This window comes from Pseudomonas germanica, from assembly GCF_019614655.1.
GTDB lineage: Bacteria > Pseudomonadota > Gammaproteobacteria > Pseudomonadales > Pseudomonadaceae > Aquipseudomonas > Aquipseudomonas neuropathica.
In genome coordinates this window covers 5,678,425-5,701,070 of record NZ_CP071586.1, presented here as the reverse complement: position 1 = coordinate 5,701,070, position 22,646 = coordinate 5,678,425, and the positions used below count along the sequence as shown (strand labels likewise).

The following is a 22,646-nucleotide window of genomic DNA, read 5'->3' as shown; positions in this document are numbered from 1 at the left end:
CCTTTAACTAAAAAAACAACGTTCAAAAAACACGCAGAGCACTGCGCGGGGGATTTCTGCGCGCCGAATTCATGCAACCAGACAATAAAAACAATGGGGTGGCTTATGAAAACAACAATAAATCGCAGCCTTGCAGTCGCAGGTTTTTGCCTGGCCTTACCGCCAACGTCACAAGCGCTGGAGTTTGGCGGCTACCTGCGCAGCGGTGTCGGCACGTCAGTCAACAGCAGCGGTCAGTCGTGCTTCCAGTTACCGGGTGCGCAGACCAAATATCGCTTGGGTAACGAATGCGAGCAGTACGGCGAACTCGAGTTGCGGCAGGACCTGTACACCCTTGACGACGGTTCGGTACTGAGTGTCGACGGGATGGCCTCGCTGTATAACCGTTACGACCGCAGCCCCACGTTCAAAGACGACAATGGTTCGATCCGCTTGCCGCAGGCCTACGCACAGTGGTCGGCGATGCCCGCGCTCAACGGTGGTTCATTGTGGGCCGGACGCCGTTACTACAAGCGCAATGACATCCATATTTCCGACTTCTACTACTGGAACCAGAGCGCCACGGGGGGCGGGGTCGAAGACGTGTTGATCGGCGATCTGAAATACAGCTACGCCTTCTCGCGCAAGGACAACCTGTACCAGAAGGACTACATCAATCGGCACGACTTCAACATCGCCGGTTTCAAGACCAATCCTGGCGGTGAGCTGGAGTTCGGCTTGAGTTATATCGACAAACCCGACAGCCGCGATGCCCACCGGGGCTGGGCGATCACCACGCAACATGTGCAGACGGATTTTCTCGGCGGCAAAAACAAACTGGCGCTGCAATACGGTGAAGGGCCGGGCACCGGACTGGGTTATACCGGCAACGTCAAATTGGACGACAGCAATAAAAGTTATCGAGTCGTCGAGTTTTTCGACTGGCAGGTGACGCCGCGCTTCGGTGGCCAGATTGAAGCGGTGTACCAGAAAGACATCCGCCCGGACGGTGTCGACCAGAACTGGATCTCGCTGGGGGTGCGACCGACTTATGCGCTCAGCGAACACTTCAAACTGGTCACCGAGCTGGGTCACGATCAAGTCGAAGCTCCGGGGGGTACGCGCAAACTGAGCAAATTTACCTTTGCCCCGACCTGGTCGCCGAAAGGCCCGGAGTTCTGGGCGCGTCCCGAGGTGCGGCTGTATTACACGTACGCCACCTGGAACGAGGCGGCCAAACGCGCGGCCAACGAACTGGCCAAAGGCTCGGCACTCTCCGACACCGGCGCCTTCGGTAGCGCTCGCCACGGTGCGAATGTCGGATTGCAGGTCGAATACTGGTGGAAATAAGCGATGCTGATGGAGCGTCGCGCTCCATGGGCACTTCAAAGAACAAAACTGCAGGTGACGTCATGGCCACACCCCAACCATTGCAATTGCTGGCTCCCTTGTCCGGTGTCCTGATCGCGCTTGAGCAGGTGCCCGATCCGGTGTTTTCCGGGCGCGTGATCGGCGACGGTCTGTGCATCGACCCGACTTCATCGACCCTGTGTGCGCCCATGGCCGGCGTCATCAGCAACGTGCAGGCCAGCGGGCATGCCGTGAGCATCACCGATGACCATGGCGTACAAGTGTTGATGCACATCGGCCTTGATACCGTGAACCTCGGCGGGCAAGGCTTCACCCGCCTCGTTGAAGAGGGGCAACGGGTTGCCGCCGGACAAGCGTTGATCGAATTCGACGCCGATTACATTGCCCGGCATGCGCGCAGCCTGATGACGTTGATGCTGGTGGTCAGCGCAGAGCCGTTCACCTGGCGGGTCGCGTCGAGCGGATGGGTCGAAACCGGTCAGCCGTTGCTTGAGCTCGCCCGTACTCAGGCTTGTGGCGTGGATGCTGGCGCGGCAGAAGGTCAGGCCGTGTTCTCTCAAACGTTGAAACTGCCCAATCCCAACGGATTGCACGCGCGCCCGGCAGCGGTGTTCGCGCAAGCGGCAAAGGGCTTCGCGGCAAAGATTTACCTGCATAAACAGCAGGCTCAGGCCAACGCCAAATCCCTGGTGGCGATCATGGCGTTGCAGACCGCGTGCGGCGACAGCGTGCAGGTCAGTGCGGTGGGCGAAGATGCTGACGCGGCAATCGAGGCGCTGACTCGATTACTGATTGAAGGCTGCGGTGAAACGGTGACGGCGGTGGCGCCTGTCGAGCTGGTCGAAACCGAGGTTCTGACCCTGCTGCGTGGCGTCTGCGCGTCACCCGGTTCGGCGTTGGGCCAAGTGGTGCAGATCAGCGAGCCGGTGTTCGACGTCAGCGAGTTCGGCGGCGGAGCAGACGGCGAGCGCGAGGCCCTCGCCAATGCCCTGATCGAAGCCGATCTGGCCTTGCAGCATTTGCGCGACACCGCCGCTGGCGAGGCCGAGGCCGAGATCTTCAAGGCGCATCAGGAACTGCTCGAAGATCCGGGGCTGCTCGATCAGGCCCAGGCATTGATCAGTGAAGGCAAAAGCGCGGCGTTTGCCTGGCGCGCGGCCACTGAAGAAACCGCGGCGATGTTTCGCCAACTGGGCAGTGCGTTGCTGGCTGAACGGGCGGCGGACCTGACCGATGTCGGGCGCCGCGTGCTCAAGCTATTGCTGGGGATAGGCGAGCAGGCGATGGAGCTGCCGCATGGAAGCATTCTGATTGCCGATCAACTGACCCCGTCGCAGACCGCCGGCATTGATACCAGCAAGGTGCTGGGTTTTGCCACGGTCGGCGGCGGCGCAACCAGTCACGTGGCGATTCTTGCGCGCGCCTGCGGTCTGCCGTCGATCTGCGGGGTGCCGGTGCAGATGTTGGCGTTGAGTAACGGCACCCCGGTGTTGCTCGATGCCGACAAGGGCGAATTGCATGTGCGTCCCGATCCTGCGGCCGTCAGTCAATGGCAGGCGCGGCACGCACAACAGCGTCAACGCCATGAGCATGAGTTGGCCAGCGCAACGCTCGCGGCGCGGACCCGTGACGGCCATCACATCGAGGTGTCGGCCAACGTCGCCTCGTTAGCGGAAACCGAGCAGGCCATGGCCCTCGGCGGTGCGGGCGTCGGCCTGCTGCGTTCGGAGTTTCTCTACCTGGGCCGTAATCATGCGCCGAGCCATGACGAACAGGCTGCGACCTACAGCGCCATCGCTCGCTGCGTGGGACCTGCGCACAATCTGGTGGTGCGCACCCTTGATGTCGGTGGTGACAAACCGCTGGCCTACGTGCCGATGGACAGCGAAACCAACCCGTTCCTTGGCGTGCGCGGCATTCGTTTGTGCCTGGAGCGCCCGCAGTTATTGCGTGAGCAGTTCCGGGCCATGCTCGGCTGCTGCGAGCTGACACGTTTGCACATCATGTTGCCGATGGTCACGCAACTGTCGGAGCTGCGTCTGGCGCGGCAAATGCTCGACGAGGAAATCCTCGCGCTGGGGCTAACGCAACGGCCGAAACTGGGGATCATGATCGAGGTGCCGGCCGCGGCGCTGATGGCGGACCTGTTTGCGCCGCTGGTGGATTTCTTCTCGATCGGCACCAATGACCTGACGCAATACACCCTGGCGATGGATCGCGATCACCCGCGTCTGGCCAGTCAGGCGGACAGTTTTCATCCCTCGGTATTGCGCCTGATCGCCATGACCGTCAAGGCCGCGCACGCCCATGGCAAATGGGTCGGAGTCTGCGGGGCAATGGCCTCGGAACGTCTGGCGGTGCCGTTGTTGCTGGGGTTGGGCGTGGATGAACTGTCGGTGAGCGTGCCGATGATTGCACCGGTAAAGGCGACGGTGCGCGAACTCGAGCTGGCCGATTGTCAGATCATCGCCCAACAGGTGCTGGGGCTGGAAAGTGCCGGGCAGGTGCGCGAGGCGTTGCAGCTCTTTCACGAGGCAACCGTCGATACTTTACGGGTTCTGGAGAACTGAAGATGTTGGATAAATTGCAGAAGGCATTCTGGAAAGCCCTGACCCCGGATCTGGTGGTGGACACACCCGAAGTCCCCGCCGAGCCGTGCGCCGGATTGAGCGCCGCCATCGTCGCGGCGCTGGGCGGTGTGGATAATCTCCAGTCACAGCAACCGCTGGCGTTGACGCGGGTGCGGGTAGTATTGCGTGATGTGTCGGGTATCGATCAACAGGCGTTGAGCGCCGCCGGGGTCGCGGGCGTGATGCCCTTGGAGGATGGTGTCGTGCACCTGATTACCGGGCTGCGACCTTAAGCCGGTCAAGGGCATGCGGCCTCAGGTCGCCCTTACTGTTTCTCAACCGCAGGTGTATCGTATTCGCCTTTTGCAGGCTTTCAGGGCCTGTCGCTGATACGTGAGGTAGTTGAGTTCATGTCCTTTACCCGTCGCCAAATCCTCGGTGGCCTGGCCGGTCTTGTTGTCGTTGGTGTCGGTGCGGGGGGCGCGTCGCGGTATTGGCTGGGAAAAATGGCCGACGCCGAGGCGGGCCACGACTATGAGCTGATCGCCGCACCGCTGGACGTCGAGCTGGTGCCGGGGCACAAGACCGAGGCCTGGGCATTTGGTCCGTCGGCGCCGGGCACCGAGTTGCGGGTGCGTCAGGGTGAATGGCTGCGGGTGCGTTTCATCAACCATCTGCCGGTAGCGACGACCATTCACTGGCACGGCATTCGTCTGCCGCTGGAAATGGACGGTGTGCCGTACGTGTCGCAGCTGCCGGTGTTGCCGGGCGAGTACTTCGATTACAAATTCCGCGTGCCGGATGCCGGTAGCTACTGGTATCACCCGCATGTCAGCAGCAGCGAAGAGCTCGGGCGCGGCTTGGTCGGGCCATTGATCATCGAAGAGCGCGAGCCGACCGGTTTCAAGTACGAAAAGACTTTGAGCCTGAAAAACTGGCACATCGATGACGAAGGCAATTTCGTCGAGTTCAGTATTCCCCGTGAAGCGGCTCGTGGCGGTACGGCGGGGCGGTTGTCGACCATCAACGGCGTGCCGAACCCGGTGATCGAACTGCCGGCCGGGCAGATCACCCGGGTGCGCTTGCTCAACCTCGACAACACGTTGACTTACCGCATCAACATTCCCGGCGTCGAAGCGCAGATCTATGCGCTGGACGGCAACCCGGTCGAACCGCGGCCGCTGGGCAAGGAATACTGGCTGGGCCCGGGCATGCGTATCTGTCTGGCGATCAAGGCGCCGGCAGCGGGTGAAGAATTGTCGCTGCGCAACGGCCCGGTGCGTCTGGGCACGCTGCGTTCAGTGGCCAATAACGATGCGCCGACTGACTGGCCGAAAGCGCTGCCGGCCAATCCGGTGGCGGAGCCGGACCTGGCCAATGCCGAGAAACTCAACTTCAATTTCGAGTGGGTCGGTTCGGTATCGGTCAACGTCGACAACGGCAGGCCGCCGAGCCTGTGGCAGATCAACGGCAAGGCCTGGGACATCACCGACAAGACCTGCGCCGACCGGCCGATTGCCAGTCTGAAACTGGGGCAGAGCTACATCTTCGAATTGAAGAACATGACCCAGTATCAGCACCCGATCCACCTGCACGGCATGAGTTTCAAGGTGATTGCGTCGAACCGGCACAAGATCATTCCGTATTTCACCGACACCTATCTGCTGGGCAAGAACGAGCGCGCGCAAGTGGCGCTGGTGGCCGATAATCCGGGGGTGTGGATGTTCCACTGCCACGTGATCGATCACATGGAAACCGGCCTGATGGCCGCCATCGAGGTGAAGTGATGCGCCAGATTCGCCCTGCGGCAATTATCGACCGCAGCCGTGATCGCGATTTCATGCGCGAAGCGCTGCTCCTCGCCGCACAAGGCGCAGCCCTCGGCGAAGTGCCGGTGGGCGCGGTGCTGGTGCAGGACGGCGAGATCATCGGTCGCGGTTTCAATTGCCCGATCAGCACCAGCGACCCGAGTGCCCACGCGGAAATGGTCGCCATTCGCGAGGCCGCGCAGGCGGTGGATAACTATCGTCTGCCGGGTAGCACGCTGTATGTGACGCTGGAGCCGTGCAGCATGTGCGCCGGTTTGATCGTGCATTCGCGGGTGGCGCGGGTGGTGTATGGCGCGCTGGAACCGAAAGCGGGGATTGTGCAGAGTCAGGGGCAGTTCTTCACTCAGGGCTTTTTGAATCACCGGGTGTTGTATGAGGGTGGGGTGTTGGCGGAGGAGTGTGGCGCGGTGTTGACCGAATTCTTTCGCGCCCGAAGAGCAAAAAGCCCCTCACCCTAACCCTCTCCCGGAGGGAGAGGGGACTGACCGGGTTGAATGGGCGATCTGCGCCGACCTGAGTTATCGAGTCGAACTCAAGTCTTGAAAAGCTCAACGATCAGCCCCCTCTCCTTGGGGGGATGGGGCTGACCGAGCTGGATGGGCCAAGTCCGTCGACCTGACATACCAAGTCGAACTCAAGTTTTGAAAAGCCCAAAGATCAGCTCCCTCTCCCACAGTGTGAGGGGACTGACCGGATTGGATGGGCGAGGTGCACCGACCTGAGTTATCGAGTCGAACTCAAGTTTTGAAAAGCCCAAAGATCAGCTCCCTCTCCCACAGTGAGAGGGGACTGACCGGATTGGATGGGCGAGGTGCACCTACCTGATTTATCGAGTCGTACTCAAGTTTTGAAAAGCCCAAAGATCAGCTCCCTCTCCCTGGGGAGAGGGCTGGGGTGAGGGGTGGGCTCACCGCGGTGTTTGGGCGATTGGATTATTTACGGGCGACAATCACCGCCCGCATCGGCGCCGGCAAGCCTTCGATGGTTTTGCTGTGGTCTTCGGGATCAAGGAAGTCGCTCAGCGACTGATACTTCATCCACTCAGTCCCGCGCTGTTCTTCAACCGTGGTTGTGCTCACGTCCACGCAGCGAATATCGGTGAACCCGGCACGGCGCAGCCACAACTCCAGCGCCGGCACCGACGGCAGGAACCACACATTACGCATCTGCGCATAACGGTCTTCCGGCACCAGCACCTGATGCTTGTCGCCTTCGACCACTAGCGTTTCCAGCACCAGTTCGCCACCCTTGACCAGGCAATCCTTCAGCGCCAGCAAATGCTCGATCGGCGAGCGACGGTGGTAGAACACGCCCATGGAAAACACCGTGTCGAAGCCTTCTAGGTTTGGCGGCAGGTCTTCGAACGGAAAGGGCAGGTGCCAGGCATTGGGTTCTGACAGATAACGCTGCACGGCCTGGAACTGGCAGAAGAACAGCCAGTTCGGGTCAACACCGATCACACTGTTCGCGCCGGCACCGAGCATGCGCCACATGTAATAACCGTTGCCGCAACCGACATCGAGGATGCGTTTGCCCTTCAAGTCGAGGTGCGGAGAGACACGCGACCACTTCCAGTCCGAACGCCATTCGGTGTCGACGTGCACACCAAACAAGTCGAACGGCCCTTTGCGCCACGGCGACAGGCCCATCAACGCGGTGTGCATCTGCGCGCGGGTTTCATCGTCGCAATCGGTGTCGAGTTTCAGACCGTTGAGCAGGTCGACTTCGCTCGGCTGGATTTTCGGCAGGGCATCCAGCGCACTTTGCCAGCGCTCCAGGTCGCCGTGACCTTTCTCCATTTTCTTGTCGAGTTGCGCTTGCAGAGTGTTGGCCCATTCGGCCAGCGGTGTGCCGGCCAGACGGCGGGCGAGGGGAGACAGATCAATCATGGCAAGGCAATCAACGAGGCAAAGTTAAGACACTGGAACCACGGCACGACTTTCGAGAACCCGGCGGCCAGCAGGCGTTCGCGGTGTTCTTCGAGGCTGTCGGGCTTCATGACGTTTTCGATGGCGCTGCGCTTCTGGGCGATTTCCAGTTCGCTGTAGCCGTTGGCGCGTTTGAAGGCGACATGCAGATCGGTGAGCAGCGCGTGTTCTTCGGCATCGTTGAAGCGCAGCTTCTCCGAGAGGATCAGCGCGCCGCCCGGCAGCAGCGATTGGCGAATGCGCGAGAGCAACGCCGTGCGCTGATCGGGGGCGATGAATTGCAGGGTGAAGTTCAGCGCCACCACCGAGGCGGGCTGGAAGTCGAGGGCGAGAATGTCGCCTTCGATCACTTCGACCGGCAGCAACTCCTGGAACATCGAGTCCTGACCGTTGAGGTATTCGCGGCAGCGCTCAACCATCGCTGCCGAGTTATCCACAGCGATTACCCGGCAACCGTCGGTGCGCACGTGGCGACGCAGGGCTTGAGTGACAGCGCCCAAGGACGAGCCGAGGTCGTAGAGCACGCTGTTCGGCTGGGCGAACTGCGCGGCGAGCACGCCGAGGTTTTCGACGATGGTCGGGTAACCCGGCACCGAGCGCTTGATCATGTCCGGGAACACCCGCACCACGTCTTCATTGAAGGCGAAGTCGGGCACCTGGGCCAAAGGCTTGGCGAAAATACGATCGGGTTCTTTGCTCACGGCGGTTCCGGCGGTGTAAATGGAAAGGCCGGCATTTTAGCCAAAAGGGCGCGGGGATGCTTGGGTTGTCTGATAAAGCGTTTTTTTGCCGGTGATCGTTCCCACGCTCTGCGTGGGAACGCCGCCCCGGACGCTCCGCGTCCCTGCGCAAATGACGCAGAGCGTCACAGGATGCATTCCCACGCGGAGCGTGGGAACGATCAGATTCGTTTAGTCTGGGAGAAAGCGGAGGCGGCGATGCCCCATTGGCCCAGCCAGTAGCTGAGGATGATGACGTACGGCGCGGCGTGGAATGGCGATACAAAGCGATCGATGCCAATCACGCTGTCAGAGAACACAAACGCCACTGCACCGCCCGCCGCCAGCAACGCCGAACGTTTCGGCACATCGGTGCCGAGACGAGCAAGCGCGCGCCAGAGCATCGCGCTGATTGCCGTGCCATAGACAATCACCGGTACTAGCAACGGCCCGAGTCCGCTGGAAATGAGCATCCCCAGCAACACCGCGCCAACACCGAGAGCAAGCACCAGCGGCAACACCGCCAGACGCTTGCAGTCACTCAGATAAGCCTTCAGATAAGCCAGGTGTGCGACCAGAAACGCACCGAGGCCAAACACGAACAAATCCCCCGGCCAAGCGAGCAACACATCACCCAGCAACGAGAAAATCAGGCCGAGACTGATCCAGCGCCGATAGTCGCTGGGTGGCGCATCGTGCAGCCAGCCGAGCAGCGCCAGCACCGGCAACGGTTTGACCAACAGACACAGTAACGCCGCGTGGGTGCTGACACCGTAGAGAAACGTCACCGCGCCCATCAGCGCCAGAATCAGCCAGCCCACGATCAGTTCACCGAAATGGCGCAGTCAAAGGTTTCCACGGGCAGCACTTCCGGTGCCCATGGCTGTTGCGAGGTCAGGCGCAGACGCCCGGTGCCGGGGGCAAATGCTTGAAAGCGCCAGGTCGATACGCCCGCCGCGCCGACGACGCCGGCGTCTTCCGGATTGCTGTAGACCTCGGGGCTGAGTGCACGCAATACGCCGCCAGCCGAATCCTGAATGGCCCAGCGATAGCCGGTGGTCGGGTTGCTTGGCAGCATGATGATGAGGTTTTGCCCGTTAGTCAGCCGTACGGGGCATTCGCTTTGTTTTTCCACGGTCACGTTGTGTTTCGGTTGTGTGGCGCAGGCGGCCAGCAACGAAAGGGCGAGGGGGACAAACAGGCGAGTGGGGGACATAAGGTCAGAGGCTCCGGCGTTTACGACGAACGGCGAGCATAACTGAAGATGAGACAAAGTGTGACAACGCCAAGCCCTCACCCTAACCCTCTCCCAGAGGGAGAGGGGACTGACCGAGGTGTCTTGTGTCATACATCGACCTGAAAGACCGAGTCGATTATGGATTCAGCGAAGTACTTTCAGGTCGGTGTAACTCTGCAATATTCCGCAATTAGCTCCTTCTCCCTCCGGGAGAGGGTTGGGGTGAGGGGTTTTCTGTCAGAACAATACCTTCGCTACATCGGCAAACTTCTTCGCGAAATGCACCGTAATGCCTTCCTTCAGATAATCCGGCAATTCCTCAAAATTGCCCCGGTTCGGCTCCGGCAGAATCAACTCGAAAATCTTCTGCCGGCGCGCCGCAATCACCTTCTCGCGCACCCCGCCAATCGGCAGCACATGCCCAGTCAGGGTCAATTCGCCGGTCATCGCTACACCTTTCTTCGGCGGCTGATTGCGTGCGAGCGAGAGCAGGGCGCTGGCCATGGTCACGCCGGCGCTCGGACCGTCCTTGGGTGTCGCGCCTTCCGGTACGTGCAGGTGGACGAAGGCTTCGTCGAAGAACTTCGCGTCGCCGCCGAATTGTTTCAGGTGCGAGCTGACGTAGCTGTAGGCGATCTCCGCCGACTCCTTCATCACATCACCCAGTTGCCCGGTGAGTTTGAAGCCACGGTTAAGCGTATGAATCCGCGTGGCTTCGATCGGCAACGTCGCGCCGCCCATGCTGGTCCATGCCAGACCGGTAATCACGCCAGTACCGGACAGCACTTGTTCGTTGCGAAACACGGGATGGCCGAGTGACGCTTCGAGGTCTTTCGGCCCGAGTTTGATCACCGCTTTCGGCTCGTCGATCAGCTTCATCACCGCTTTGCGCACCAGTTTGCCCATTTGCTTTTCCAGCTGGCGCACGCCGGCTTCACGGGCGTAACCGTCGATCAAGGCTTTGAGCGCGGTGTCGCTGATGCTCAGGCTGCCCTTGGACACGCCGGCCTTTTCCAGCAGTTTCGGCCACAGGTGACGCTTGGCGATGGCGACTTTTTCTTCAGTGATGTAGCCCGACAGGCGAATCACTTCCATGCGGTCAAGCAATGGGCCGGGGATTGAATCCAGAGTGTTGGCGGTGCACACGAAGAGGACTTTCGACAGGTCCATGCGCAGGTCGAGGTAGTGGTCGAGGAATTCGACGTTCTGCTCCGGGTCGAGGGTTTCCAGCAGCGCCGAGGCCGGGTCGCCCTGGTAGCTCTGGCCCATCTTGTCGATTTCATCGAGCATGATCACCGGGTTCATCACCTCGACGTCTTTCAACGCCTGCACCAGTTTGCCCGGCTGCGCGCCGATGTAGGTGCGGCGGTGGCCCTTGATCTCGGCTTCGTCGCGCATGCCGCCGAGGCTGAAGCGGTAGAACGGCCGGCCGAGTGATTCAGCGATGGATTTACCGACGCTGGTTTTACCCACGCCTGGCGGGCCGACCAGCAGCACGATGGAGCCGCTGATCTCGCCTTTATAAGCACCCACGGCGAGGAACTCGAGGATGCGATCCTTGATGTCGTCGAGGCCAGCGTGGTGTTTGTCGAGGATTTTGCGCGCGTGCTTGAGGTCGAGTTTGTCCTCGCCGTAGACGCCCCACGGCACTGACGTCGCCCAGTCGAGGTAATTACGGGTGACCGCGTACTCGGGCGAACCGGTCTCGAGGATCGACAGCTTGTTCATTTCCTCTTCGAGGCGCTTCTGCACTTGCGCTGGCAGGACTTTGCCTTCCAAGCGTTGCTCGAACTGTTCAAGATCGGCGCTGCGGTCGTCCTTGGTCAAGCCAAGTTCCTGCTGAATGACCTTGAGTTGTTCCTTGAGGAAGAACTCGCGCTGATGCTCGCCGATCTTGCGGTTAACTTCCGCCGAAATCTCTTTTTGCAGGCGCGCGACTTCGACTTCCTTGCGCAGCATCGGCAGGACTTTTTCCATGCGCTTGAGCATCGGCACGCAGTCGAGCACTTCTTGCAGTTCGGGGCCGGTGGCCGAGGTCAGCGCGGCGGCGAAGTCGGTCAGCGGCGACGGGTCGTTGGGGCTGAAGCGGTTGAGGTAGTTCTTCAGCTCTTCGCTGTACAGCGGGTTGAGCGGCAGCAGTTCTTTGATCGCGTTGATCAGCGCCATGCCGTAAGCCTTGACCTCGTCGGTCGGCTCGGTGGGCTGGTGCGGGTATTCAACCTCCACCAGATACGGCGGGCGGTGGTGTTTCAGCCAGGTCTTGATGCGCACGCGGCTCAGGCCTTGGGCGACGAATTGCAGTTTGCCGTTCTCGCGGCTGGCGTGGTGGACTTTGACCAGCGTGCCGTATTGCGGCAGGGCGCCGGTGTCGAAGTGGCGCGGGTCTTCCTGGGGCGTGTCCATGAAGAACAGGGCCAGGGAATGGTGTTCGGATTTGCTGACCAGTTCGAGGGTTTCAGCCCAGGGCTCTTCGTTGACGATGACTGGCAGGACTTGCGCCGGGAAGAACGGGCGATTGTGGATCGGGATGATGTAGACCTTGTCCGGCAGGTTCTGGCCGGGCAGGGCAAGGCCTTTGCCGGAAGACGTGTGTTCGATGTGTTCGGCTTCGGTGTAGTCGTCGGGGTTTTCCGGGAATTCTTGCTGGTCGCTCATGGGGCACCTGCGCAATGGAGTATGGGTCTTAGATGGGGCAGGCCTTGGGTGGTTTCAATGGGGGGCGATGTTTCTGCTTGTGTGTTCAGGGTTTTGACAGGGTTTCTCTGCACTTGGCGATCGTTGTTTCCATCTGAACGCCACCCGAAACACGCTCGCTGAGACATTGGCCTGCGCTATTGCTATAAGGCGCAGAGCGGTGGCATCCGGGCTATAAAAAACCACCGGGCCGTCAAGCCCGGTGGTGGTTGGCAATGCGCAGGTCAGGCCTGACGGTTATTTCACCTCGGTCAATTTCAGATCACTGACCAGCATATCGATCAAGGTCCCCAGGTATTTGAAACGCTCATCTTTTTTCTCCCAGCGATCAATGAAAAACAAGCCGTGGTCATTGACCTGAATCGGTGTCTCAACGATGTCGCCGGACCTGGATTTATGCACCAGACGGAGCTCGCCCGTATCCGTATTTTCGATCATGAACATCCCGGGTCGGGTCAGTTTGCTGCGCTCGACGGCCGGCGTCAGGGCTGGTTTTTTCTTTCCGGCGACGGCCACTTCCAACAGGAAATCGCTGCGCAAGGCCCGGCTATTGGTTCCGCGCTCGCTGGCCACCGCTCTCCAGGTCCCGCGATGGATATCTCTGGCCAGTTCCGGAGCGGTGTCGCGTACGTGGAGACTGACCGCCGAGAGCGTATCCGCCAGACCCGGCACACCCAGGTTGTAGTTGGTGTGGGCATTGCCGATGAGGGCCACCCACTTGTGCGGCCCATGTGCCAGTTGGTCGGCATCGATCACATGGGTGGCGAAATAGCTGAACATCTCGTTTCGCGAGATATCTTCGTTAAACACACCCTTGAGGTGGTAAGACGCCGTGCAATCGAGGGCCCTGATACGGACTTTGTACTTGGCCGCCGCCTGGAGCACCTCTGTGTAGGTATCGTTACCGTTATAGGTCGGCATTTGGCCACGATCCTGAACGCGCAGGTAATTCTTCAGTCTGTCCGGCATGCGCTGTGTCCGAAAAAAAGTATCCAGATCGGCCTGGTGCAAATCGGTGAACAGATGTTCCACGTAGAGCGTGTCATACCCGGCTTGCTTGAGCGCCTTCATGTACTTTTTCAGCAGCGCTTTGCTCGATACGTGGCTATGGGCCTCACCGATCAGCAGGTTCAAGCGGCCGTCGGTCAGCAGCTGCAAAAACGCCTCGAACGTGGTGTCTGAGGTGAGCGTCGGCAGCGTGGCCGCTTCGGGGGGCGTGTAGTAAGTAAATGCGTCCCTGGCCTTTTTCTCCAGACGTTTGCGGTGGGCGATGAACGCGTCGAACGCCTTTTTTTCACTCGGTACGGTCGGGCTGTAGCGTGAATCCATGGCGTAGGGTTGATGCAACATTTGCGCAATATCGTCGCGCATCGAGGGCGGGATATCGTACTCGCTGAAATGCTCGACAACGGGGGTAATCGCTGCTGGCCTGGAGACGGGCTGAGGCGCCTTGTACGCCGTCGGCCATTGCACACGATAATCGCCCTTGGCGGCCGAATCCCCGGCGATTGCCCCGGCTGAATCGAGGCCGATACGTGCCGCCTGACCCTCTGCGACATCCTCCACGCGCACGGCGACAGCCGCGTGCAAGTCGGCCAGGCCGGGGGTGTTGTCGAAGGTGGACATGCGTGATTGTTCGGTGAGGATCACCCAGCGCTCATCAGGCGCGTCGGCGATATCGGCGGCCAGCGTCTTGTGCGAATAGAAATTCCTCAGGCTGTTGCTGCGAGGGGTCAATGGCGAGACCTCGTCCAGTACCAGCGCGCCTTCCAGTTTGTAGCTGGTCGAAGCATCCAGCGCATGGATTTTCAGGCCCTTTTCGCGAGCGGTACGCACCAGTGCCAGATAGGAAAATGGCGCGTCCTGCTCATGGCCCAGCGCACGGTCGACGGCTTCAAGATGTTTTTCGATGTGTTTCCAGGATTTTCCCTTGTTCATTTTTTCCAGCTTCGCCTTGAAGACATCCGCTGCCAGGTATTCCACGTAAAGTCGCTTGAAGCCACTTTCAACGAGGGTGTCCAGATGATTGATCAGCAGTTGTTTGCTGGCGATCGAACCGGGCTGGGCGCCGATCACCAGATTCTTCCCTTTGACCGCGTCACTGGCGATCAACTGTGTAAATGACAAGTCGTCGGCGATCGGCGGGACTTGGGCGCGGGCTGGCAGCGCGGTAAGGTCAGCGAAATGCGCGGCGGCGTCTTTGCTGAGCTTTTCGACCTGTTTCAGGTAGGCGGTGCGTGTCGAGGCGAGGCGTTCCACGACCCCGACAAGGATCAAGCGGGGATCGGTGCCCATGTAGTCTTGACTGCTAAGGAGGGTGTTTTCCCGGGTTTGCGGATTCATCACCGTTTCGATGCGCTGGCGGTATTTGGGCTCGACGCCATAGATCTTGTGCGGACCGTCTGGCTCTGGCACGGCCTCGTACTTCGGCGCACCGCCGGACACGCCGGCGCGCACCATCACCCCGTCGGAATTGCGCACGGCGAGAATGCCGCTCGAGAGGGGGGCGCCGAATTCCGGGTTGTTCAGATAGAGCACATGACGACCGAGTAAGTCGGCATTTTCCCGGATGTAGTACACCTGGCCTCTGAAAAACACCGCACTCATTTCATTCCGCTTGGGGCCAGGTTCCACTTGTTCGATCACGGTCATGACATCGCGTTGTTCGTTGAGGGCGCTGGCGATGCTCTGTCGCAAAGGCCGGGGCACAGTTTTGAGCGAACGCAGCGCCGGACGCAGGTCGGTCAGCAACGCGCCGACACTGTTGAACAGATAACCGACCAGGTGCTGGAACGCTTCGCCGTGGTCACCCTGACGGTACGCGTGCAGCACGAGCATGGCGTCCTTGAACGCCAGGAGCAGGCCGGTGCTCAGGCTCAGCAGCGGGAACGGCGCCGTGGCAATGGCGGTGATCCATTCGATACTGTTCCAGACCAGACCGGCGATCATCTCGGCACGGCTGGTGGTGGTGGCGTTAACGTCGTCGATACGACGTTGCAACTTCATGTCGTAAAGGACAGTGCGCAGGTCACTGACCGCCGCGACCGCGCGGGTCGAGTCGTAGCGTGCAGGGCTGGGTGTGGTTTTATTGAGGTCTTTGGGCAGCCCTTTCTTGATGTTTTCAAGGTATGTGCGAACCCGGGTCCGGGCGCTGACGTCGACGCGCAACGTCAGGTATTCGAGCATGCCGGACTGCTGCTGAAGCAGGTAATTGAACAGCCGCGCTTCGCGGAAAGCGACGCCGTCGGGCGCCTCGGGGGTGTAGAGCAGAACCGGGTTGGCGCCATGGCTGAACAGCCACGCATCGAGCACCCATTCGCCGTCGATCATCAAACGGTGGAGCGGATAGGTCGTGCGCATGGAGCCGGAAGTTTCAGCCATGCTGTCGATACTCTGCTCCAGCCATTGCAGATCATGGCTGGCGATATGGCCCTGCAGCTGGCATTCCAGCGCGGCGTTTTTCATCTGGCGCTGGGTAATGGCCAGGGTCGTGTTGCGCCGGAAGTCATAGCCTTCGCTCGTCGAACTTTGCAGTTCAGCCTTGACCTTGTCGATGTAGCGTTGGCCGATCCACACACCGGTGACCGAGCGTGCGACATTCTGTGCGGTCAGGCTGCTGATATCGATGCCTTGCGGGCCTTTGAAGCGGGCCGAGCGGAAAAATTTCTCATCGAGAAAACCGACGCCGTCGGCGTAGCCATCGCGATACAGCGTGGTGTAGTTCAGAGGTTTTGGCGTCCACGAGCGCACGATGGCGGTCGGCGAGTAAGCCCAGACGGTATCCGGATCGACATCGTTGGTGGTGCGCTTGAGCAAGCGGTTCAAGCTGATTTTGGCTTGCTCGTGCACGTAGTCATCAAACGCCGGAAAGCGACTGCCCGACAAGGCATGCTTGTTGAACGCGCGCAAGGCGCCTTCGGCGTCTTCACTCAGGGTCGTCAGCTTTCGGCGGTTGGCAGCCGTGGTGGAGCGATACCACAGCGGTGTACTGAAGTCATAGTCGTCGATCCGTGTGGCGAGCACATGTTCAGCCATCGCGCGCAGGCAATCGGGATGACTGCCGGTGTGAGCGAACGTGACCTTTTGATGCTCCAGCGCCTCAGGTTTGAAACTCAGCCCGGCCAACACGTGGCGCAGCTTTGCGCGAAAGCGCATGGGCGCACGGCTGATCAGGTAGCCGGCCATGCTGTCGGCGGCATCACTGTGTTTGGCCCAGCCCAGCAGGTGGGTCTGGCATTCGCGCTCACTGTCGAAGGCCTGGAATTGTTGCGTTCGCGGCGCCTGTGGTGTGCACAGCAACAGCCGTTTGAGCGCGCCGCCGTCATCGTACTGGCGCAGCACCCAAAAATCTTGCAACTGGGCGCCGTGCAGCGACAGGGTGGCGGCGCGCAGGCGCGCATCGCTACCGTCACGCAGGCGCTGGATCAGTTGCAGGTCATTGTCGAGCAAGTGCCCTTGCAGCACCGCCGTGTGAGCGAGGGCGACGATACGTTTATCGAGCATCTGCTCGATGGCAGGTTTGATTGCGGGCCTGGCCTGCAGCTCATTTTGCAAGTGATTGAAGTCAATCCGAGGTTGCAGCTCTACGGCTTGCCTGATCAGCCACGCCGGCGTCACGTCCGCGTAGGCTGGCGGCAAAGGCGCGTCATCGTAGGTGAGGGTGGTGTACTTCAAAAACTCCGAACCCGGTAATTCATCGCCGGTGTGCGGGCCGCGCAAGGACAGCTCGAGCAGACTGGATTGATGCACATAAACGCCGTAGCCCGGCACTCGGCGATCGGTCGAAAGGCTTAACTTTGCCGGCTCGAGGTCGTCGATTTCCAGGTCTTCGCTCAGGCGCTCCAGCCATTGCTGGCGGGCCAGTGCCGTCAGACTGCCAGCCGGCTCCATCAAGTCGAGCAGGTCTTGCCGCGCCTGCTGGTAGTTGCGCAGATGCTGCGCCAGTGCGTCTTTTTGCGCGGTGCTGGCGCTTCGAAACCAGTCCGGTGCGCTGTAGTGCAGGTGGCGCTCGAACAAGGTTTGCGCGCGTAATTCCAGACGCGGCGTGAGATCCGGCAGGGCAGCGGCAATGGCGCGGTCCAGCGCGGTGAGCAATTGCCTGGGGTCTTGCTGAGGGTTTTCGGCGAAGCTCAAGGCGCGCTCGATATCCTGCGTGCGTTTTTCGATCAGCGCGTCGTAGGTGTGTTCGAACAACGGTCTGCTGTCGATTGGCGCGAGCAGCAGCGGGCAGATCCCTGCTGCGCCCACGGCGTGATAGCGCGTCGGCAACATGGACATGAACTCCTCGCTACCGCTGGCGTGGTTCAGCGATGTGCGCAGTTGGCTGTCGAGATCAGCAAGGGAGTTGAAGAATTCGATGCCTCTTGCGGGGGTAAACAGCAGGGCGAAACCCATGCTCTGGTCGGTCTGCAGGTCCTTGACGCGGCGAGTGTCTTTTTCCGTGACCACAAAGGCGCCGGCCAGCTCAACGGTGGTGTCTTGATAGCTGAACTGCAGCGCGTACATGGCCGGACGCAGCATCGGCACCGCATCGAGTTTTTGCAGCAGTTCGCCGGCTTGCGGGTGCAGCAGGCGGTCGGTGACGGCCTGTCTGGCTTCGTGGCCGATGGCGGTGAAGCCTGCGTCATATTTGAGGAAGGTTTTCGCTGGTTTATCGTCGATCCGGTCGCGCTGATCCATGTTGATCAGTTGGGTGGCCAGCCTGACTTTCAGGGTGGCGATCAGTTGTTTGCCTTCGTCGCTTTGCAGATCGCTGTTTTCCAGCGCCTGATACAGCTCGCGGCTGCGTTGCAGGTAGCTGGTGCGATAGGTTTTCAGTTGTTCGTCGAGGCGTTTCAGAAAGGCCTGTTCGGTACTCGGTTTTTGTTCGGGAAGCAGCGGGGTTGATGTATTGAACAGGTGATGGGCGATCGCGTTGAGATCGTTTTTGACCTCTTCGGAGGTGGGGGTTGTGGCGAGGTTCATGGGCATTTTTTCCATGCTGAGGGTGAGCGGCCAGCATGGCGAGGGGCAGTGGGGGGCGGGTGGTATATATGTATAGGGGGTTATTGGTCTGTCGATGTAGAGCTTGGGTTCGACTCGGTATTTCACGTCGGCATGCGTCTGCCCTGCACCTGTGATGGAGCGGCAGACGCACGTTTAACCCGACGAGTGAAATCCTGATCTGTTTGTTAGATAGGGGAAGTCAGCTCTTGGAGAAAAAAGTATCCGCTACCGGTGAGTTCACGTGTTTCATCACCGTGGCGTGCCTTACCGGAAAGTTGCAAATTATCGAGGGAGTATAAGTACAGGCCGCTATTGAGTTGACTTACAGAAATGTCGGAAGAGGATGTCACTTCATAGTCATAAGGCTGAATACCTCGTTCGGTCACGACATATTCAAGGTAGCCAGCGATTGCAGGATCCAGCAGCTTGCGAAGCGAGATGGAGATGGCTCGTAGGCTCGATGAACCGTGGTTATCTTCGAAAGAAAAATTGTAACCGCCGAGCTGGTTGACAGAGGTGGAAATGCTGGTTGTCGTGAAGCTGGTCAGATTAACCGGCGTACCGCCAATGGTGCCTTTTACATTAACGTTGAGAATACCGTTTACCCAAACTGCTGGGGATGCCTTTGGATGGGTCATGGGGTGCTTCCTGTGCCTGATTTTGGTTGGAGAAGGAAGTCTGATTGGGCGGGTGAAGACAGTGAACTGTCATATCTGACAGGTTTTTATACGTGTTCGCGATGAGCCTTCTTGATAGGAGTTATATGGCAGGCACAGTGTTGATCAAGTGCGGGGCAGGCTTGCTCGCGAAAGCACTGCGTCAGTCAGTCCAACTGCCGAATGGGCTGACGCCTTCGCGAGCAGGCTCGCTCCCACAGGGGGTTAGCTGTGTGTTGGGGATTGCGCGATTTCGTGGTTATCCAGCACGCGGTTCACCGCCAGTTCGGCGAGCATGATGATTTGCTGGATGGCCAGAGTCGTGCGCCGCTGCGGCAGGTCGATGTAAGCGGCGATGTCGCTGGTCATGAGGCTGGCCTGGGCCAGCGATTCGCAGGCGTGGACCAGCAGGCTTTCGCTGTCCTGTTCGGGGGCGACCTGGAACATGGTGCTGGGTTTGTGAAAGCGCAGGGTCAGGGCGTTGGGTTTGAGGTAGTGGTCAAGGGCGCGTTCGGCGGCTTCGTGGAATCGCTTCGAGCCGGGGAATTCGTAGGGGGTGGTGTCTTCGGTTTCGGGCGGATTGGGTGTTGGCTTTTTCATGGTGAATACTCAGTTGGTGAAAGTGGAGCTGCCTTCGATTGCCGCGACGCAATCTGAGGTGGCAGCTGTACGCGGGTTCGCGGACCGATAACTGAGAAATCGGCATACCTCCAAGAAGGTATCCCGCGCACAGCCGCCATGACACAGACAAACAGCACCGAGGTGCCGTCAGGTTGGCGATTATGCATCAGTTATCGGGCCGCGACGCCCGTTCGCTGAATTTGCAGCGCCCCCCCGAGCCTATCCAGCCGATTTCCGAGGCACAACCGACACGACTTGTCGGAAATCTCCCTGCAACTCCCAGCATCTGTAGGACAAGAACAATTCCTACAACCAACGCTGATCAAACTGTGGGAGCTGGCTTGCCAGCGATGGCGTTCTTCCAGCCGGCATATGTGCCGGCTGACCCGACGCTATCGCTGGCAAGCCAGCTCCCACAGGTTTCTCCAGAGGATTCAAAATTGGCAGGCACAAAAAAGGCGATGTCCCTTGCGGGGCATCGCCTTTGTTTTACCGCCGCTAAAACTTATTCCGGCAGTTTGTACGCAATCACATAGTCACCCATCTTGGTGCCCAGCGAGCCATGACCGCCGACAACCAGCAGCACGTATTGCTTGCCGTCCTTGCCGGTGTAGGTCATCGGTGTCGCTTGACCACCCGCCGGCAGACGCGATTTCCACAGCTCTTTACCGCTGTTCACGTCGTACGCGCGCAGGTACTGGTCGAGGGTGCCGCTGAGGAAGCCGACGCCGCCAGCCGTGACCATCGAACCGCCCATGCTCGGCACACCCAGGGTGAAACCGATCGGGATGGGCGAGCTGTCGCGGCTGGTGCCGTTTTTACGTTTCCACACGACTTTGCTGGTGGTCAGGTCGATACCGGCAACGTAGCCCCAGGCCGGGGCCTGGCACGGTACGCCGAATGGCGACATGAACGGGTGCATGATCACCGCGTATGGCGCGCCGGTGTTTGGCTGCACACCAGCGGTTTCGCTTTCGCGTTTGCTGCCGGCGGCGACTTGCTCGCGTGGCACCATTTTCGAAACGAAGGCCATGTAGTTCGGGCTGGTGAACAGCATTTGCCGAACCGGATCGACCGAGACGCCGCCCCAGTTGAACACGCCGACGTTACCCGGGTAGATCAGGCTGCCCTGTTCCGACGGCGGGGTGTACTGGCCTTCATAACGCAGTTCCTTGAACTGGATGCGGCACAGCATCTGGTCGAACGGGCTCGCGCCCCACATGGCTTTTTCGGTGAGTTCCGGGGCCAGCAGGTTGAGGTCCGAACGGGCCTGGGTCGGTGCGGTGTGGTCGCCTTTGACAGCGCCTTGCGGGACCGGGATTTCCTTGATCGGAATGATCGGCGTGCCGTCACGACGGTCGAGGACGTAAAGGCTGCCCTGTTTGGTCGGAGCGATCAGCGCCGGTTTCACGCCGTCGGCGGTTTTCATGTCGAGCAGGGTTGGCTGGCTGCCAACGTCCATGTCCCACAGGTCGTGGTGGGTGAACTGGTAGTTCCAGCGCACTTTACCGGTGGCCAGGTCCAGAGCCACGATGCCGGCGCTGAATTTCTCGGCGCCCGGGGTGCGATCAGCGCCCCACTGGTCTGGGGTCTGGTTGCCCAGTGGCAGGTAAACCATGCCGAGTTTTTCGTCGACACTGGCCAGCGACCACATGTTCGCCGAGTTGCGGCTATAGGTTTCGCCCGGTGCCAAAGGCTCGGTGGCGTCAGGCTTGTCGCTATCCCAGTTCCATACGAGGTGACCGTCGCGCACGTCGAAAGCGCGGATCACGCCCGATGGCTCGTTGGTCGATTCGTTGTCGGTCACGTGACCGCCCATGATCACCAGATCACGAGTAATCGCCGCTGGCGAGGTGGAGTAGTAACCACCGGCGGTGAACGGGCCGATGCCTTGGGTCAGGTCAACCACACCGTTGTTGCCGAAGCCTTCGCAGATCTTGCCGGTGTCGGCGTTCAGGGCGATCAGGCGGGCATCAGCGGTGGGCAGGTACAGACGACGCGGGCAAGCCTGAGCAACGGCTTTGCCAGCTTCGGAAATTACCGCCGAGGCTGCGTTTTCAGTTTTGGCGTAAGCGGCTTCGTCGTAGTACGACACGCCACGGCAAGTCATGTGGGCGAAGCCTTTGAAGCCGACCGGGCTCTTGATCTGTGGGTCGAAGCGCCACAGTTCTTTGCCGGTGTCCGGGTCCAGGGCTAACACTTTGCTGTGCGCGGTGCAGGCATAGATCATGCCGTTGGCTTTCAGCGGAGTGTTTTCGTTGGTCAGCTCGACCGGGTCATCAGCGGTCGGCAAGTCACCGGTCTGGATGCGCCAGGCTTCTTGCAACTTGCCGACGTTGGCCGGAGTGATCTGCTTCAGTGGCGAGTAGCGGTCACCGAATTCGGTGCGGCCGTAGGCCTGCCAGTCGCCATCGGGCATGGCTGGCGCGGTGCTGGTGGTGTCCGCGGTGTCGCGGCCCAGTTCGCCGAAGGTTTCGCCCGGGTGGGTGAACAGGCTGGCCAGAGCGGTGACGCCGGCCAGCACCACAGCGACGGTCAGACCGCCAGTGCCCATCGGCGCCGGGCCGTTAAGCAGCAGCGGACGACGGAACCACGGCAGCAGCATGACGAAGCCGAGGACAAACCACAGGGCCAGGCGTGGCACCAGTTGCCACCAGTCCAGACCGACTTCCCACAGCGCCCAAACGGTGCTGGCAAACAGAACGATGGCGTACAGGCCCAGCGCCGCGCGACGGCGCATCAGCATCAGAATGCCGGACAGCGCGATGCCGATACCGGCCAGCAGGTAGTACAGCGAGCCGCCGAGCATGCTCAGCTTGACCCCACCGGCCAACATGGCCAGGCCCATCAGTAGAAGCAGAATGCCGAGCAGGCTCGGTAGCAGACGGCCCCGACTCGAAGCACTTTCGGTGCTCATAGTGTGATTCTCCGTGACGTTTATGTAGTCCCGCGCTGTAGTCACTTTAGATGACGATTAGGCACAGGCATGGTTCAGATAAAAACTTGTCTAGCTAACGAATTTCTTTTTTGTAGGAGTGAGCCTGCTCGCGATGGCGG

The 22,646-nt window shown here is 60.2% G+C and carries 14 protein-coding genes; 5 read left to right on the top strand and 9 right to left on the bottom strand.

Features of this window, described 5'->3' with window-relative positions:
- Positions 1–105: 105 nt before the first annotated feature.
- From J0G10_RS25155 to tadA, 5 genes are all read left to right on the top strand, one after another.
- Positions 106–1,329, top strand: coding sequence for a maltoporin (locus tag J0G10_RS25155; protein WP_095125900.1), 1,224 nt, complete (start codon positions 106–108; stop codon positions 1,327–1,329).
- Between the two features lie 62 nt (positions 1,330–1,391).
- Complete coding sequence (gene ptsP / locus J0G10_RS25150; protein ID WP_220556950.1) at positions 1,392–3,920, top strand: phosphoenolpyruvate--protein phosphotransferase; 2,529 nt, start codon at positions 1,392–1,394, stop codon at positions 3,918–3,920.
- Positions 3,921–3,922: 2 nt separating this feature from the next.
- On the top strand, positions 3,923–4,213 hold the full coding sequence (locus J0G10_RS25145; protein ID WP_095048336.1) for a PTS transporter subunit EIIB: 291 nt from the start codon (positions 3,923–3,925) through the stop codon (positions 4,211–4,213).
- A gap of 117 nt (positions 4,214–4,330) precedes the next feature.
- Positions 4,331–5,707 carry a multicopper oxidase family protein gene (locus tag J0G10_RS25140; RefSeq protein ID WP_095048335.1) on the top strand — a complete coding sequence of 459 codons (1,377 nt, stop codon included), beginning with the start codon at positions 4,331–4,333 and terminating at the stop codon, positions 5,705–5,707.
- A complete protein-coding gene (gene tadA, locus J0G10_RS25135; protein WP_095048334.1) occupies positions 5,707–6,207 on the top strand; it encodes a tRNA adenosine(34) deaminase TadA in 501 nt (166 codons plus the stop codon). The genes J0G10_RS25140 and tadA overlap by 1 nt, the downstream gene beginning before the upstream one ends.
- A 474-nt stretch (positions 6,208–6,681) precedes the next feature.
- Here the strand turns inward: tadA and cmoB are convergent, their stop codons facing one another.
- The 9 genes from cmoB to J0G10_RS25090 all read right to left on the bottom strand — a co-directional run bounded on the left by cmoB (position 6,682) and on the right by J0G10_RS25090 (position 22,506).
- Positions 6,682–7,638 carry a tRNA 5-methoxyuridine(34)/uridine 5-oxyacetic acid(34) synthase CmoB gene (gene cmoB, locus J0G10_RS25130; RefSeq protein WP_095048333.1) on the bottom strand — a complete coding sequence of 319 codons (957 nt, stop codon included), beginning with the start codon at positions 7,636–7,638 and terminating at the stop codon, positions 6,682–6,684.
- Positions 7,635–8,378 carry a carboxy-S-adenosyl-L-methionine synthase CmoA gene (cmoA, locus tag J0G10_RS25125; protein WP_007916813.1) on the bottom strand — a complete coding sequence of 248 codons (744 nt, stop codon included), beginning with the start codon at positions 8,376–8,378 and terminating at the stop codon, positions 7,635–7,637. Before cmoA ends, cmoB begins: the two co-directional genes overlap by 4 nt.
- A 200-nt stretch (positions 8,379–8,578) precedes the next feature.
- Positions 8,579–9,217: a lysoplasmalogenase gene (locus J0G10_RS25120; protein ID WP_176471311.1), complete on the bottom strand. Its 639-nt coding sequence runs from the start codon at positions 9,215–9,217 to the stop codon at positions 8,579–8,581.
- Positions 9,218–9,219: 2 nt separating this feature from the next.
- On the bottom strand, positions 9,220–9,612 hold the full coding sequence (locus J0G10_RS25115; protein ID WP_093430626.1) for a protease inhibitor I42 family protein: 393 nt from the start codon (positions 9,610–9,612) through the stop codon (positions 9,220–9,222).
- Positions 9,613–9,870: 258 nt separating this feature from the next.
- Positions 9,871–12,288: an endopeptidase La gene (lon, locus tag J0G10_RS25110; protein ID WP_095048331.1), complete on the bottom strand. Its 2,418-nt coding sequence runs from the start codon at positions 12,286–12,288 to the stop codon at positions 9,871–9,873.
- Between the two features lie 276 nt (positions 12,289–12,564).
- Positions 12,565–18,291 carry a membrane-targeted effector domain-containing toxin gene (locus tag J0G10_RS25105; protein WP_220556949.1) on the bottom strand — a complete coding sequence of 1,909 codons (5,727 nt, stop codon included), beginning with the start codon at positions 18,289–18,291 and terminating at the stop codon, positions 12,565–12,567.
- A 206-nt stretch (positions 18,292–18,497) separates the two neighbouring features.
- Positions 18,498–18,950: a hypothetical protein gene (locus tag J0G10_RS25100; protein ID WP_095048329.1), complete on the bottom strand. Its 453-nt coding sequence runs from the start codon at positions 18,948–18,950 to the stop codon at positions 18,498–18,500.
- Positions 18,951–19,193: 243 nt separating this feature from the next.
- Positions 19,194–19,568: a DUF6124 family protein gene (locus J0G10_RS25095; RefSeq protein WP_220556948.1), complete on the bottom strand. Its 375-nt coding sequence runs from the start codon at positions 19,566–19,568 to the stop codon at positions 19,194–19,196.
- A gap of 526 nt (positions 19,569–20,094) precedes the next feature.
- Positions 20,095–22,506 carry a glucose/quinate/shikimate family membrane-bound PQQ-dependent dehydrogenase gene (locus J0G10_RS25090; protein WP_095125894.1) on the bottom strand — a complete coding sequence of 804 codons (2,412 nt, stop codon included), beginning with the start codon at positions 22,504–22,506 and terminating at the stop codon, positions 20,095–20,097.
- Between the last annotated feature and the right edge of the window lie 140 nt (positions 22,507–22,646).

Coding starts and splice junctions, on each gene's coding strand:
- J0G10_RS25155 (WP_095125900.1), top strand. CDS start 106: ATGAAAACAACAATAAATCGCAGCCTTGCAGTCGCAGGTTTTTGCCTG.
- ptsP (WP_220556950.1), top strand. CDS start 1,392: ATGGCCACACCCCAACCATTGCAATTGCTGGCTCCCTTGTCCGGTGTC.
- J0G10_RS25145 (WP_095048336.1), top strand. CDS start 3,923: ATGTTGGATAAATTGCAGAAGGCATTCTGGAAAGCCCTGACCCCGGAT.
- J0G10_RS25140 (WP_095048335.1), top strand. CDS start 4,331: ATGTCCTTTACCCGTCGCCAAATCCTCGGTGGCCTGGCCGGTCTTGTT.
- tadA (WP_095048334.1), top strand. CDS start 5,707: ATGCGCCAGATTCGCCCTGCGGCAATTATCGACCGCAGCCGTGATCGC.
- cmoB (WP_095048333.1), bottom strand. CDS start 7,638: ATGATTGATCTGTCTCCCCTCGCCCGCCGTCTGGCCGGCACACCGCTG.
- J0G10_RS25115 (WP_093430626.1), bottom strand. CDS start 9,612: ATGTCCCCCACTCGCCTGTTTGTCCCCCTCGCCCTTTCGTTGCTGGCC.
- lon (WP_095048331.1), bottom strand. CDS start 12,288: ATGAGCGACCAGCAAGAATTCCCGGAAAACCCCGACGACTACACCGAA.
- J0G10_RS25105 (WP_220556949.1), bottom strand. CDS start 18,291: ATGAACCTCGCCACAACCCCCACCTCCGAAGAGGTCAAAAACGATCTC.
- J0G10_RS25100 (WP_095048329.1), bottom strand. CDS start 18,950: ATGACCCATCCAAAGGCATCCCCAGCAGTTTGGGTAAACGGTATTCTC.
- J0G10_RS25095 (WP_220556948.1), bottom strand. CDS start 19,568: ATGAAAAAGCCAACACCCAATCCGCCCGAAACCGAAGACACCACCCCC.
- J0G10_RS25090 (WP_095125894.1), bottom strand. CDS start 22,506: ATGAGCACCGAAAGTGCTTCGAGTCGGGGCCGTCTGCTACCGAGCCTG.